The organism is Amycolatopsis samaneae, from assembly GCF_039541975.1.
Classification (GTDB): domain Bacteria; phylum Actinomycetota; class Actinomycetes; order Mycobacteriales; family Pseudonocardiaceae; genus Amycolatopsis; species Amycolatopsis samaneae.
This window is the reverse complement of sequence record NZ_BAABHG010000024.1, coordinates 23,707-36,388: the sequence shown is the minus strand read 5'-3', so window position 1 is coordinate 36,388 and position 12,682 is coordinate 23,707. Positions and strand designations below refer to the sequence as shown.

The window sequence follows — 12,682 nt, the reverse complement described above, 5'->3', positions numbered from 1 at the left end:
CAGCGGCGTTGCTGGAAAGCCGGATCAGACGAAGAAAACCGAGTTCACCGACGGAACGGCGAGTGAACCGGTGACCGCGCCCGGCAGACCGGTGGCCGGGTCGCGGGGCAACCAGGTGACGGTGCCGGAACGCTGGTTGGAGACGTAGAACCACTTCTCGCCCGCGTCGAGCGCGACGTGCCGCGGCCAGTTGCCCCCACTGGCCACAGTGGACACCAGCTTCAGTGCGGCGCCGTCGTCGGCGGTGGTGAAGGTGGCGAGCGTGTTCGGCCCGCGCACGGTGGCGTAGACGAACCTCCCGTCCCGCGAGGTGATGATCTCACCGGGGTACTGGTCGCCGGTGGTGCCCGGCGGCACCGCCGGGACCACCGACAACGCGGTCAGTTTGCCCGAGCCGGCGTCCCAGCTCGCGATCGTGACCTCGGCGCGCAGTTCGCCGACGATGTAGGCGTGCCGGCCGTTCGGGTGGAACACCAGGTGCCGGGGCCCGGCACCCGAGGGCAGCTTGAGCTGCTGGTTCAGTGTGAGCTTCCCGGTCGCGAGGTTCAGCTTGTAGACGTAGACCGAATCGGCGCCGAGGTCCACCGACAGCACCCAGCGCCCGGTCGGGTCGCTGACCACCTGGTGGGCGTGGGCCTGCCGCTCCGCGCCGACGTGCTGGGCCAGGTCGGTCGCGTCGCCGAGCCTGCCCCCGGCGAGGATCGGCAGGACCACGACGGTGCCGGTGCCGTAGTTCGCGGCCAGCACGTACTTCTGGCTCGGGTGCACGGAAAGGTGCGTGGGCGAGCCACCCTTCGACGACTTGCTGCCCAGCAACCGGGGCTTGGCCGGGTTGTCGACGTTCAGCGCCGCGATCTTCCCGTTGTCGCCCTCGTCGGTCACGTAGAGCGTGCGGCGGTCCCTGCTCAGGCCGAACCACGACGCGTTCGGGACACCGGGAACGGTCTTGACCGGCTGGAGCGTCGGCACGGTTCCCGTGCGGCCCGAGACGTCGAGCCCGTGCCCGGCTGGCGTTTCGTTGGTGTAGCTGCCGAGGTACGCCGTGATGTCGGCGACGCAGGCGTCGGTGGCGGTGGTCGCCGCGTTCGCGAGCTGCGCGCCGAGGACGGTGCCGAGTCCGGCGGCGCCGACGCCGCCGAGGAAGGTGCGTCGAGAAAGCCCAGCCATCGTGTCTCCCAGTGGTAGGTGAGGCGTGGTAGGTGCGTCCGGCCGTGAGTGGTTTAGACCACAGCCATCAGCAATGCTGCCACGCCGAAACCCGAAACGGAAAGAACTGTTTCCAGCGCGGTCCACGTCTTGAGGGTGTCCGCCACGGAAAGGCCGAAGTACCGCGAAACGATCCAGAAGCCACCGTCGTTGACGTGCGAGGCGATGATGGACCCGGCCGAGATCGCGACCACGAGCAGCGCGAGCTGTGCCTGCGAGTAGTGCAGCTCGGCCACAGTCGGCGCGATGATCCCGCTGGTCGTCACGATCGCGACGGTGGCGGAGCCCTGCGCGATCCGCAGACCGCAGCTGATCACGTAGGCGGACAGGATGACCGGCAGTCCGGCGTCGCCGAGCGACCCGGCCACCGCCTTGCCGATCCCGGTGGCCTGCAGGACCGCGCCGAAGAACGCGCCGGCGCCGATCACCAGGAGGATCATCGCGACCGGGCGCAGCGACGCTGAGGAGAGGTCGGCGAGGGCCTTCCCGGTCATGCCGCGACGTGTGCCGAGCAGCCACGAGGCCAGCAGCACGGCGATCGTCAGCGCGACGGCGGGGGTACCGGCGAAGTTGGCGATCCCGGCCGCGACGGAGCCCTTCGGCAGCCAGATGCTCCCGAACGTGCCCAGCAGGATCAGTACCATCGGCACCGCGATGATGAAGGCGACGAGCCCGAGCGACGGTGGCTTCTCGGTTTCCTCACCGTCACCGGCGAGGTTCGCGAACTCCTCGGCCAGCGGGACGTTCACCTTCTTGCCGACCCAGCTCGAGTACAGCACGCCGCCGATGAACCACGCCGGGATCCCGCAGACCGCGCCCATCAGGATGACCCAGCCGAGGTCGACGTGCAGCAGCCCGGCGGCCGCGACGGGGCCGGGGTGCGGTGGCAGGAACGCGTGCGTGATCGACAGGCCGGCCAGCAGCGGCATGCAGTACAGCACGATCGAACGGCCGCCCTGCTTCGCGGCGGCGTAGACCAGCGGGGCCAGCACGAAGATGCCGATGTCGAAGAAGACCGGGATACCGAAGATCAGCCCGGCGATGCCCATCGCCAGCGGGGCGCGCTTCTGCCCGAAGGCCCGCAGCAGCGCCGAGGTCAGCACCCGCGCGCCACCGGATTTCTCCAGGATCGCGCCGAGCAGCGTGCCCAGCCCGACGATCGCGGTGATGTGCCCGAGGATGCCGGCGAAACCCTTCTCCAGCAAGGATTCCGACGATTTCTGCGCGGAACCGACCAGGGTGCCGACCGGCACGCCCGCGGCCAGCGCGGTCAGCAGGCCGACCACGATCAGCGCGATGAACGGCTCCATCTTGAACCGGATGATCAGCAGGAGCAGGACCGCGATGGACGCGGCGGCCAGCGTCAGCAGGCCGGGGGTGGTGGCTTGCAGCCAGTGGATCATCGACGTCTCCCGGGATTGCGGAGTGAACGGCCGGCGAGCGCGCCGGTGGGGCGGCCGTCGTCGATGGCGGCGACGCCGTTGACGAAGACGTGGTGGATCCCGGCGGCGGGCTGCCGCGGGTTGTCGAAGGTCGCGGTGTCCTGGACCGCGTCGGGGTCGAACAGCACGAGGTCCGCGGCGTACCCGGCGCGGACGAGCCCGCGGTCGGCCAGCCGCAGCCGCCGTGCCGCGCGCCCGGTCAGGTGCGCCACGCATTCGGCGAGGTCGAGCACCCCCAGCTCACGGACGTAGCGGGCGAGGTAACGGGGGAAGGTGCCCCAGGCACGCGGGTGCGGCCGGTCACCGACGAGCAGGCCGTCGCTGCCGCCGGTGTGCGTGCGGTGCCGCATGATCGCCTGGACGTTCTCCTCGTGCCCGACGTGCATCAGGCACGAGGTGCCGAGCCGTTCGTCGAGCAGGACGTCGAAGTACAGCTCCGCCGGGGACTTTCCCGCCGCGCGGGCCGAGGCCGCGACACTGTGGCCGACGAGGAAAGCGTTTTCCGCTCGTCGCACGCCGTTGATCTCGATGCCGTCCCATTCGATCGGCACCCCGTGCGCGCCGTCCGAACCGGTTTCCTCGATCTCCGCGCGGATGCGCTCCCTGGTGTCCACATCGGACAGCCGGGCGAGTGTCGCGTCCAGGCCGCCCTCGGTGGCCCAGCTCGGCAGCAGCGCGGAGAGGTAGGTCGCGCCTGGCAGATACGGGTAGGTGTCGAGCGTGATGTCGCAGCCCTCGTCGAGCGCTTCGTCCAAAAGGGACAGCAGCTGCGGTGCCTTGCCCTTGTTCACCGAGAAGTTCATCGTCGCGTGGGCGAGGTGCAGCGGGCAGCCGGAGCGGCGTGAGACGTCGACCATCTCCGCGAACGCTTCCAGCGCGCCGCGCCCGTAGCTGCGGTGGTGCGGGCTGTAGAACCCGCCCAGCTCACCGACGACGCGGCACAGTTCGACCAGCTCGGCGGTGTCGGCGTACATGCCCGGCGTGTAGGTGAGCCCGGACGACATGCCGGCGGCGCCCTCGGCGAGCCCGGTCGCGACGAGTTCCTTCATCCGGTTCAGCTCGGCTTCGGTGGCGGGGCGGTCCTCCCAGCCGACCGCGAGCATCCGCACCGTGCCCTGCGGGACGAGGTAGGCCGCGTTGACGGCGACGCCCTGGTCGAGCCGGTCGAGGTACTCGCCGACCGACCGCCAGTTCCAGTCGAACCCCGGCGGGTCGTCGTTCCACCCGGCGAGCTGCTGGCGCAGCGCCTCGAGCGTCGCGTCGTCGACCGGGGCGTAGGAAAGCCCGTCCTGGCCGAGTACCTCGGTGGTCACGCCCTGCGACACCTTCGCCAGATGATCCGGCTCGGCCAGCAACCGCAGGTCGGAGTGCGAGTGCATGTCGATGAAGCCGGGCGCGAGGACGAGCCCGTCGGCGTCGATGTGCCGCCGCCCGGCCAGTGACCCGGCCTCCGCGACGCTCGCGACGCGGCCGCCGGTGATGCCCACGTCGTGGCGGGTGAGCGGGTCACCGGTGCCGTCGGCGACCAGCGCCCCTCGGATGACGATGTCCATGGGGAATCCGCCTCAGAAGTGGGTGCGGACGAAGTCGACGACCGTCTCGCCGTCGGTGTCCACCACCGGGATCAGCGGCCACTTGTCGAACACCGTGCACGGGTGGGAAAGCCCGAGCCCGATCCAGTCGCCGACCTCGACCGGCGAGCCGGCGGGTAGCGCGAGGAAGGCGTGCTGGTCGTTGAGCTTGGTGACGGTGTGCCCGGTCAGCTCGGTGACCTCGCCGCCGGTACTCCGGTGCAGCCGGGGTTCGGGCATGCCTTCGTCGAAGGAGGCGTCGCGCTTGCCGATGGTCAGCAGCGCCAGCTCGGCCGAGGGCTTGGACGTCACCTGCGCCCACGCCCGCAGCGCGGAACGGAACGGCGGGACGTCGGCGATGCGCGGATGCTCGCCGAGCGGGGAGATCTCGCGGTAGAACCCGTCGTCGTGCGTCAGGTACGCGCCGCTGCGCAGCACCGGGAGGACGTCGAGCCCGTCCGGCCACGGCTTCGTCAGCTCGTCGGCGACCCGGTCGAAGTACGCGCTCCCGCCCGCGGTGACGATCACTTGTGCGGACGTGTCGAGCAAACCCTTGTCCGCGAAGGCGATCACCGCGTCGCGGAGCGTGTCCACATAGGAACTGATCTTGGTCAGCGCGGCGTCGTCGGTGCCGTGGGACAACGCGCCCTCGTAGCCGCCGGTGCCGCGCAGCCGCAGCGCCGGGCTGGCGTGTACCGCCTCGGCGACCGCGAGGGCCGTCTCCTGGTCCCGTACGCCGGTCCGGCCGCCGTCCGCGCCGAGCTCCACCAGGACGTCCACCGGGCGGGCCGTCCCGGCGAGTGCCTCGGTCATCAGCTCGACCCCGCGCACCGAGTCGACCCAGCACACGAACTCGAACGCCGGATCGGCGGCCAGTTCGGCGGCGAGCCAGCGGAGGCCCGCGGGGTCGAGCAGCTGGTTGGCCAGCAGGATGCGGGACACCCCGAACGCGCGGTAGATCCGCACGTGCCCGGCGTTCGCCGCGGTGATGCCCCAGGCGCCGTGGTCGATCTGGCGGGCGAACAGCCGCGGCGCCATGGTGGTCTTCCCGTGCGGGGCGAGGGCGACCCCGCGCGCGGCGCACCAGTCCGCCATCGTGCTCAGGTTGTGCTCCAGCGCTTCGGCGTCGAGCACCACGAACGGACCGAAGAAGCCGTCGTCGAACAGCCGCGCCCGGCGCCGCGCGGCTTCGCCGAGCGTGAGTCCGGACAGGGCCGGGGGCACCGAACGGAACCGCCAGTCGATCCGCTCCTCGTCCACCGCCGCCAGCGCGGCGGCGTCCATGGTGCAGACGGTGTTCTCGGGGGACATCAGTGACCACCTCGGTTGTCCGGTGCCGTTGCGTACCTTGCAACGGGCGTTGCGCAGAATGCGTGGGTTAGGTGTAGCATCCGTCCCGCGAGAGGTCAACGGCGGAAGAACGACAGGAGATCAGGACGTGACATGCGCGCCGGACGTGCTGTGCATTGGCGAGTCGATGGCGCTGTTCGTGCCCGCCGAGCCAGGACCCCCCGAGGACGTCCGCACCTGGCTGCGCACGATCGGCGGTGCCGAGTCCAATGTGGCCTGTCACCTGCCCGGCCTCGGGGTGACCAGCGGCTGGGTGAGCGCGGTCGGTGACGATCCGTTCGGCCGCGCGATGGTGCGGGACATCGCGGCCGCGGGCGTCGACGTCAGCGGGGTCGCCGTCGATTCGGCGCGGCCGACCGGGCTCTACCTCAAGGAGTCCGGCGCGCAGGGCAGCCCGGTGCGGTACTACCGCGCGGGCTCGGCGGCCTCGGCGATGGGGCCCGAGGTGCTCGACCGCGTGGATCTCACCGACGTCCGCGTGCTGCACCTGTCCGGGATCACGCCCGCGCTTTCGGACAGCTGCCTGGAGCTGGTGCGGGCGTTGCTCGCCGCGCCGCGCGGCGGCACCCGGGTTTCCTTCGACGTCAACTACCGGCCCGCGCTCTGGGCGGGCCGGGACGTGTCCGTGCTCGCGGAACTCGCCGACTCCGCCGACATCGTGCTGACCGGGGAGGACGAGGCGCAGAAGGTCTGGGGCACCGGCGATCCGGACCGGCTCCGCGCCCTGCTGCCGGGCCCGGACACGGTGGTGGTCAAGCACTCCGAGCGTGGCGTGACGCTGGCCGAGCGCGGCGCCGAACCGGTGTTCTCCCCGGCGCTGCGGGTCGACGTCGTCGAGCCGGTCGGGGCGGGTGACGCCTTCGCCGCAGGGTTCCTGGCCGCGACGCTCGCCGGTGCCGACCCGCTGACCCGGCTGCGGCGCGGGCATCTCCAGGCCGCGGCCACGCTGCTTACCCACGACGACGTCGGCGCGCCGCTGGCGGCGTCCGTTGTGGACAGTCTGCTCACCGCCGACGCCGAGGGCTGGGCCGCGGCGCGGCTGACCGGGTTGGGGGTGGTGGCATGAGCGTCGCTTGCGAGCGAATCGTGGTTGTCATGCGCCAAGAGGGATTGGGCACAGTCTCGCGGAGCGAGGCGATCGCATGAGCGACGCTTGCGAGCGAATCATGGTTGTCATGCGCCAAGAGGGATTGGGCACAGTCTCGCGGAGCGAGGCGATCGCATGAGTCAGAGCCTGGACCGCGCGCTGACGTTGTTGCGCGGGCTGACGAAGGAGCCGAGGACGCTCGACCAGCTCGCCGAGGAGGTCGGCGTGCACAAGTCGACGGTGCTGCGGTTGCTGCGCACCCTGGAGTCGCACCATTTCGTCCGGCGGGAGGGTGTGCGGCACTACCGGCTGGGCAGCGCGCTGTTCGATCTCGCGAACCAGGCGCTGGAGAGCAACGACGTGCGCCGCAGCGCCCAGCCCGCGCTCGCGGCGCTGAACGAGCGCACCGGGCACACCGTGCACCTCGCCAGCTACGAGGACGGCGAGGTCGTCTACATCGACAAGTACGAGGGCACGCACTCGGTCCGGATGTACTCGCGGATCGGGAAGCGCGCGCCGCTGCACTGCACGGCCGTGGGTAAGGTGTTGGTGGCGGACATGCCCGCGACGCGGCGGGAGGAGATCGCGCGCTCGATCGACTACGTCGTGCTCACGCCGAACACGATCGCCTCGCCCGAGGCGTTCCTCGCCGAGCTGACGCGTGTCGCCGAGCAGGGGTACGCGGTGGACGACGCCGAGCACGAGGACTTCATCCACTGCGTCGCGGCGCCGATCCGGGGAGCGGACGGCGACGTGCTGGCCGCGGCGTCGATGTCGGTGCCCAAGGTACTGCTGGATTTCGACGGCCTGCTCGCGCTCGTGCCCGAGCTGCTGGCCGCCACCGAGGAAGCTTCCGTCCACAGTGGATGGACGGGGAACCGAAAGGGGCACTGATGAGCAAGACGGCAGTTTCCACCGAGAACGCGCCGAAGCCGCCGGCGAAGTTCTCGCAGGCCGTCCGCAAGGGGAACATCCTCCAGGTCGCGGGCCAGGTCGGGTTCGACCCGGCCACCGGCGCGGTCGTCGGCGAGGACGTCGTCGGCCAGACCCGGCAGACGTTCAAGAACATCGAGGCCGTGCTCGAAGCGGCCGGTTCGAGCCTTGCCGACGCGGTGATGGTGCGTGTCTACCTGACCGACACCGCGCACTTCGCGCCGTTCAACGAGGTCTACAACGAGCTGATCGGCGAGGGGCCGCACCCGGCGCGGACGACCGTCTACGTCGGGCTCCCCGGCGAGCTGCTCGTCGAGATCGACGTGCTCTGCGTGCTGGACTAGCCCCGGACGAGCGCCCCAATGTGGCATTGGGTGCGCTGGACGCACCCAATGTGGCGTTCGGTGCGTTGGACGCACCGAACGCCACATTGGGGCGTTCGAATCCAGGACGTTCAGCCGAGGACGGACGTGTAGCCGCTGAGCGCGGGCTGGCCGCCGAGGTGGGCGTAGAGCACGTTCGCCTCGCGCGGGATCTCGCCCGTGCGCACCAGGTCGATCAGCCCCGCCATCGACTTGCCCTCGTACACCGGGTCGGTGAGGACGCCTTCGAGCCGGGCGAGTGTGCGGATGGCGTCCACAGTGGACTCGTCGGGAATGCCGTACACCCCGGCGTGGTACCGCGTGTCGAGCAGGACGTCGGCGTCCTCGATCGGCCGCGCGCCGATCAGCTCGGCGGTGTTCCGCGCGATCCTCGTCACCGCGTCCCGGGTTTCGTCCGGCTTCGCGGTGATGTCGATGCCGAGGATCCGCCGCGGCCGGTCGCCCAGCGCGGCGCCCGCGATCATCCCGGCCTGGGTGCTCCCGGTGCCCGCCGCGACCACGATGGTGTCGAAGAAGATCCCGAGTTCGGCCTCCTGACGCTGCAGCTCGACCGCCCAGTTCGCGAAGCCGAGCCCGCCGAGCCGGTGGTCCGAGGCACCAGCCGGGATCGGGTACGGCCGTCCGCCCGCCGCCTCCACCTCCGCGACCGCGTTCGCCCAGCTCTCCTTGAAGCCGATCCCGAACTCCGCCCGGACCAGCCGCACGTCGGCGCCGAGGATGCGCGACAGCTGGATGTTGCCGACCCTGTCGTAGAGCGGGTCGTGCCAGTCGACCCAGCTTTCCTGGACCAGCACCGCCTTCAGCCCGGCCCGCGCGGCCGCGGCGGCGACCTGCCGGGTGTGGTTGGACTGCACACCGCCGATCGAGATGAGCGTGTCGGCTCCGGTGGCCAGCGCGTCGGCGACGAGGTACTCCAGCTTCCGCGTCTTGTTGCCGCCGAACGCCAGCCCGGAGTTCACGTCCTCGCGCTTCGCCCAGACCGACGCGCCGCCGAGGTGCGCGGTGAGCCGTTCGAGCGGATGGACGGGGGAGGGGCCGAACAACAGCGGGAAGCGGTCGAACTCGGCAAGCGACATCAGTCCTCCAGTAGTGGTTCGAGGTCGGTCCAGATGGTCGAGACGACGGCGGTGGCGCGATCGACGTCGCCCGCTTCGATCGCGTCGATGAGCTCGGTGTGCCTGCGGACGGAGCGCTGCGCGGGCAGGGAGGCGAACCGCGCGTACTCCAGGCGCCGCAGCAGCGGGGTGTAGCGGTCGATCGTCGCGGCGACCGCCCGGTTCCCGCAGGCACGCACCGCGACGTCGTGTAGTTCGTCGTCGGCGGCCACGGCGGCCGCGACGTCACCCGCGGCGACGGCTTCGGCGAACCGGTCGTTGGCCGCCCGCATCGCGGCGACCTCGCGCGTGCCGAGCCGGGGGATCGCCGAGCGGACTGCCAGTTCGTGCAGGACACGGGTCAGTTCCAGCGCGTCGCGGACGTCGTTCGCCGCGATCCCGGCGACGCGGGTGTAGCTCTGCGGCTTCGACTCGACGAGGCCCTCTTCGGTGAGCCGGGTGAGTGCCTGGCGGACCGGCGCCCTGGACAGGCCGAGCTGCTCGGCGAGATCGGCGTCGCGCAGCGCGGTGCCGGGCGGCAGCCTGCCGTCGACGATCGCGTGGCGGATGCGCCCGTAGGCCTCGTCGCGCAGCAGGGAACGGGAAACCCGGCCCAGTCCAGGAGTGCTCATATCTAACATGTTAGCTGTCGGACGACCGCACCGGAAGGGAGTTCCGGTGGGACGGGGACAGCGCGGGATCAGTAGACGGGGCCGGTGTACTTTTCGCCGGGGCCCTGGCCGGGCGCGTCGGGGACCGCGGAGGCCTCGCGGAACGCCTTCTGTAGGGACTGGAGGCCGTCACGCAGCGGTCCGGCGTGCAGGCCGAGGTACTCCGCCGAGGCGGTGACCAGCCCGGCGAGCGCGGTGATCAGCCTGCGGGCCTCGTCGAGATCGCGGTGCGGCGAGTTCTCCGGATCGGCGTCGGCGAGGCCGAGGCGTTCGGCGCCGGCGGAAAGCAGCATGACGGCCGCCCTGCTGATCACCTCGACGCTCGGGATGTCCTCCAGGTCGCGGACGTCCGGGGAATACGGGGGTTGCTGAGATGGTTGTTCCGACACGTCTGGTACCCTTCCACGAGCGACCAGCCCCCGAGCGATCGGGGGCCAGCAAGTGGAGCCCCGCTCCCACCCGCGTCACCGTTCAGGTGGCCGGGTCCGGTCCCGCTCGGCAGTACTGCTGTTCGAGCGGAGTGCTCGGCTTCGGCCGGGTGCGATCGGAAAGAGTGGGCCCCGCACGTCGAAATCGGCGTCGGGGCCTTCGCTATGTGGGCACCAGGTCGGCACGAGAGAAACGTATCCCCTGACCAAGGAGGCCCCATCAGCTCCGAGACACGCATCAACGACCGTATCCGGGTGCCGGAGGTCCGACTCGTCGGGCCCGCCGGTGAACAGGTCGGCATCGTCCGGATCGAGGATGCGCTGCGCCTGGCGCAGGAGAACGATCTCGACCTCGTCGAGGTCGCGCCGCAGGCACGTCCGCCGGTGTGCAAGCTCATGGACTTCGGCAAGTTCAAGTACGAAAGTGCGCAGAAGGCCCGTGAGTCACGCCGCAACCAGCAGCTGACGGTCATCAAGGAACAGAAGCTGCGCCCGAAGATCGACCAGCACGACTACGAGACCAAGAAGGGTCACGTGTCGCGCTTCCTGGCGGCGGGTAACAAAGTCAAAGTCACGATCATGTTCCGCGGTCGCGAGCAGTCGCGCCCGGAGCTCGGGTTCCGGCTGCTGCAGAAGCTCGCCGACGACGTCACCGAGCTGGGCTTCGTCGAGTCGTCGCCCAAGCAGGACGGGCGCAACATGATCATGGTGCTGGCCCCGCACAAGAACGTGAAGCCGAAGACGGCGAAGGCCGAGCCCGCCCCCGAAGGCTGACTCCGCCCGACCTCGTCGGTCACCGGGAGGGGCTGTCCCGTCACAGCCCGCCCAGCACATGTCAGCGGCACACCGGGCACACCGGTGTGCCGCCGCACGGAAGAGGACAACAACCATGCCGAAGATGAAGACGCACAGCGGGACGTCCAAGCGGATCCGCGTCACGGGTTCGGGCAAGCTCCGTCGCCAGAAGGCCGGCCGTCGCCACCTGATGGAGAAGAAGTCCAACCGCCTCACCCGGCGCCTCGAAGGCACCACCGAGGTCGCGAAGAACGACGTGGGCCGCGTCAAGCGCCTGCTCGGCCGCTGACCTCACCGCTATTGCTCTGAACACCCCCGGGGCGTGGGTGCGCGCCCCCCGAGATTGACAGGATGGACCCGTGGCACGCGTCAAGCGGGCGGTCAACGCCCAGAAGAAGCGTCGCGCAACTCTCGAACTGGCCAGCGGTTACCGCGGCCAGCGTTCGCGGCTGTACCGCAAGGCCAAGGAGCAGACGCTCCACTCGCTCAACTACGCCTACCGGGACCGCCGCGCCCGCAAGGGTGACTTCCGGCAGCTGTGGATCACCCGCATCAACGCGGCGGCCCGTGCCAACGGCGTGACCTACAACCGGTTCATCCAGGGCCTCAAGGCCGCCGGTGTCGAGGTGGACCGCAAGATCCTCGCCGACCTGGCGGTCAACGACGCCGCCGCGTTCACCGCGCTGGCCGAGCTGGCCAAGGCGAACGTGTCGACCGGCGAAGCGAAGTCGGCCTGACCAGCCCGTTTTCCCGGCCCGGGGCGGCTCCGTTCACCGAACGGACCCCCCGGGTCGTTGCTGCGCGCAAGCTGACCCGGCGCGCGGAACGCGACAAGACCGGCCGGTTCCTCGCCGAAGGGGCCAACGCCGTCGAAGCCGCGCTCGCGCACGCCTGGGACGGCGGGGGCACCGTCCACGAACTGTTCGTCACCGAACGCGCCGCGGCGCAGCACGAGAACCTGCTCGCGGTGGCGGAGGAGGCCGGTGTCCCGGTCTCGCCGATCACCGACCGCGCCGCGGGTGGGCTGTCCGAAACCGTGACGCCGCAAGGAATCGTCGCGGTCTGCGCCCTCATCGACCGTCCACTCGAGACGGTCGTGGCGGCGGGTGCCCGGCTCGTCGTCGTGCTCGTCGACGTCGCCGATCCCGGTAACGCGGGCACGGTGATCCGGGTCGCCGACGCCGCGGGCGCCGACGCGGTGGTCCTCGCGGGCGACAGCGTCGACCCGCACAACGGCAAGTGCGTCCGCGCCGCCGCGGGCAGCCTCTTCCACCCCGCCATCGCCCGGGTCCGCGACGTCCCCGCCGCGCTCGGCGCCTGCGCGTCCGCCGGGCTGCGCACCCTCGCCGCCCACGGCTACGCGGAGACCGAGCTGGACCGGATCGACCTCACCCCGCCGACCGCGTGGGTGTTCGGCAACGAGGCGCACGGCCTGCCGGCCGAGATCCTCGGCGCGACCGATCTCGCGGTGCGTATTCCGTTGTACGGACGAGCGGAAAGCCTCAACCTGGCGACCGCGGCGGCGGTGTGCGTCTACGCCACCGCGATGGCCGCGCGTCAGCCGAACGGGTAGCGATTCACCCCCTTGGTGACCACGGTGGCGCCCGCCAAGGGCGACCGGCCCTCCGCCGACGGGATCCCATAGAATTCCCACGCTTGAAGAATCAGCGTGTGCGACGGGGTCGTCGGCACACGGACCGACCAGTCCAGCCGGACGCCGAG

14 protein-coding genes are annotated in these 12,682 nt (G+C 70.8%); 7 read left to right on the top strand and 7 right to left on the bottom strand.

Annotated elements, in window-relative coordinates; all coding sequences use genetic code 11:
* Positions 1–24 precede the first annotated feature (24 nt).
* Genes ABD987_RS41355 through ABD987_RS41340 form a run of 4 tightly spaced genes read right to left on the bottom strand, consistent with a single transcriptional unit; the run spans position 25 to position 5,530 of the window.
* A complete protein-coding gene (locus ABD987_RS41355; protein WP_345407868.1) occupies positions 25–1,167 on the bottom strand; it encodes a lactonase family protein in 1,143 nt (380 codons plus the stop codon).
* Between the two features lie 53 nt (positions 1,168–1,220).
* Positions 1,221–2,609, bottom strand: a complete 1,389-nt coding sequence (locus tag ABD987_RS41350) for a GntP family permease (RefSeq protein WP_345407867.1) — start codon at positions 2,607–2,609, stop codon at positions 1,221–1,223.
* Complete coding sequence (locus ABD987_RS41345; protein WP_345407865.1) at positions 2,606–4,201, bottom strand: N-acyl-D-amino-acid deacylase family protein; 1,596 nt, start codon at positions 4,199–4,201, stop codon at positions 2,606–2,608. Before ABD987_RS41345 ends, ABD987_RS41350 begins: the two co-directional genes overlap by 4 nt.
* Before the next feature lie 12 nt (positions 4,202–4,213).
* Entirely contained in the window at positions 4,214–5,530 is a 1,317-nt protein-coding gene (locus tag ABD987_RS41340) for an amino acid deaminase (RefSeq protein WP_345407863.1), read from the bottom strand.
* A 166-nt stretch (positions 5,531–5,696) separates the two neighbouring features.
* Between ABD987_RS41340 and ABD987_RS41335 the strand changes: the two genes are divergently transcribed.
* From ABD987_RS41335 to ABD987_RS41325, 3 genes are all read left to right on the top strand, one after another.
* Complete coding sequence (locus tag ABD987_RS41335; protein ID WP_345408031.1) at positions 5,697–6,635, top strand: sugar kinase; 939 nt, start codon at positions 5,697–5,699, stop codon at positions 6,633–6,635.
* 156 nt (positions 6,636–6,791) lie between these two features.
* A complete protein-coding gene (locus tag ABD987_RS41330) occupies positions 6,792–7,550 on the top strand; it encodes an IclR family transcriptional regulator (protein WP_345407861.1) in 759 nt (252 codons plus the stop codon).
* A complete protein-coding gene (locus ABD987_RS41325) occupies positions 7,550–7,933 on the top strand; it encodes a RidA family protein (protein ID WP_345407859.1) in 384 nt (127 codons plus the stop codon). The genes ABD987_RS41330 and ABD987_RS41325 overlap by 1 nt, the downstream gene beginning before the upstream one ends.
* A gap of 110 nt (positions 7,934–8,043) precedes the next feature.
* Here ABD987_RS41325 and ABD987_RS41320 read toward each other — a convergent pair whose 3' ends face one another.
* The 3 genes from ABD987_RS41320 to ABD987_RS41310 all read right to left on the bottom strand — a co-directional run bounded on the left by ABD987_RS41320 (position 8,044) and on the right by ABD987_RS41310 (position 10,126).
* Positions 8,044–9,048 (bottom strand): 1-aminocyclopropane-1-carboxylate deaminase, encoded by a 1,005-nt coding sequence (locus tag ABD987_RS41320; protein WP_345407857.1) that lies wholly within the window; start codon positions 9,046–9,048, stop codon positions 8,044–8,046.
* Positions 9,048–9,698, bottom strand: coding sequence for a GntR family transcriptional regulator (locus ABD987_RS41315; RefSeq protein WP_378214169.1), 651 nt, complete (start codon positions 9,696–9,698; stop codon positions 9,048–9,050). The genes ABD987_RS41320 and ABD987_RS41315 overlap by 1 nt, the downstream gene beginning before the upstream one ends.
* 68 nt (positions 9,699–9,766) lie before the next feature.
* Positions 9,767–10,126 carry a DUF1844 domain-containing protein gene (locus ABD987_RS41310; protein WP_345407853.1) on the bottom strand — a complete coding sequence of 120 codons (360 nt, stop codon included), beginning with the start codon at positions 10,124–10,126 and terminating at the stop codon, positions 9,767–9,769.
* 204 nt (positions 10,127–10,330) lie between these two features.
* Here ABD987_RS41310 and infC point away from each other — a divergent pair, with 204 nt between their 5' ends.
* The 4 genes from infC (at position 10,331) to ABD987_RS41290 (ending at position 12,533) form a co-directional block, all read left to right on the top strand.
* Positions 10,331–10,939 carry a translation initiation factor IF-3 gene (gene infC, locus ABD987_RS41305; RefSeq protein WP_345407851.1) on the top strand — a complete coding sequence of 203 codons (609 nt, stop codon included), beginning with the start codon at positions 10,331–10,333 and terminating at the stop codon, positions 10,937–10,939.
* A 115-nt stretch (positions 10,940–11,054) separates the two neighbouring features.
* Positions 11,055–11,249 carry a 50S ribosomal protein L35 gene (rpmI, locus tag ABD987_RS41300; RefSeq protein ID WP_345407849.1) on the top strand — a complete coding sequence of 65 codons (195 nt, stop codon included), beginning with the start codon at positions 11,055–11,057 and terminating at the stop codon, positions 11,247–11,249.
* Positions 11,250–11,319: 70 nt separating this feature from the next.
* Entirely contained in the window at positions 11,320–11,697 is a 378-nt protein-coding gene (gene rplT / locus ABD987_RS41295; RefSeq protein WP_345407847.1) for a 50S ribosomal protein L20, read from the top strand.
* Positions 11,694–12,533 carry a TrmH family RNA methyltransferase gene (locus ABD987_RS41290; RefSeq protein ID WP_378214170.1) on the top strand — a complete coding sequence of 280 codons (840 nt, stop codon included), beginning with the start codon at positions 11,694–11,696 and terminating at the stop codon, positions 12,531–12,533. The genes rplT and ABD987_RS41290 overlap by 4 nt, the downstream gene beginning before the upstream one ends.
* The last annotated feature ends 149 nt before the right edge of the window (positions 12,534–12,682 follow it).

Coding starts and splice junctions, on each gene's coding strand:
- infC (WP_345407851.1), top strand. CDS start 10,331: ATGTGGGCACCAGGTCGGCACGAGAGAAACGTATCCCCTGACCAAGGA.
- ABD987_RS41350 (WP_345407867.1), bottom strand. CDS start 2,609: ATGATCCACTGGCTGCAAGCCACCACCCCCGGCCTGCTGACGCTGGCC.
- ABD987_RS41330 (WP_345407861.1), top strand. CDS start 6,792: ATGAGTCAGAGCCTGGACCGCGCGCTGACGTTGTTGCGCGGGCTGACG.
- rpmI (WP_345407849.1), top strand. CDS start 11,055: ATGCCGAAGATGAAGACGCACAGCGGGACGTCCAAGCGGATCCGCGTC.
- ABD987_RS41335 (WP_345408031.1), top strand. CDS start 5,697: ATGGCGCTGTTCGTGCCCGCCGAGCCAGGACCCCCCGAGGACGTCCGC.
- ABD987_RS41325 (WP_345407859.1), top strand. CDS start 7,550: ATGAGCAAGACGGCAGTTTCCACCGAGAACGCGCCGAAGCCGCCGGCG.
- ABD987_RS41315 (WP_378214169.1), bottom strand. CDS start 9,698: ATGAGCACTCCTGGACTGGGCCGGGTTTCCCGTTCCCTGCTGCGCGAC.
- ABD987_RS41355 (WP_345407868.1), bottom strand. CDS start 1,167: ATGGCTGGGCTTTCTCGACGCACCTTCCTCGGCGGCGTCGGCGCCGCC.
- ABD987_RS41340 (WP_345407863.1), bottom strand. CDS start 5,530: ATGTCCCCCGAGAACACCGTCTGCACCATGGACGCCGCCGCGCTGGCG.
- ABD987_RS41320 (WP_345407857.1), bottom strand. CDS start 9,048: ATGTCGCTTGCCGAGTTCGACCGCTTCCCGCTGTTGTTCGGCCCCTCC.
- ABD987_RS41345 (WP_345407865.1), bottom strand. CDS start 4,201: ATGGACATCGTCATCCGAGGGGCGCTGGTCGCCGACGGCACCGGTGAC.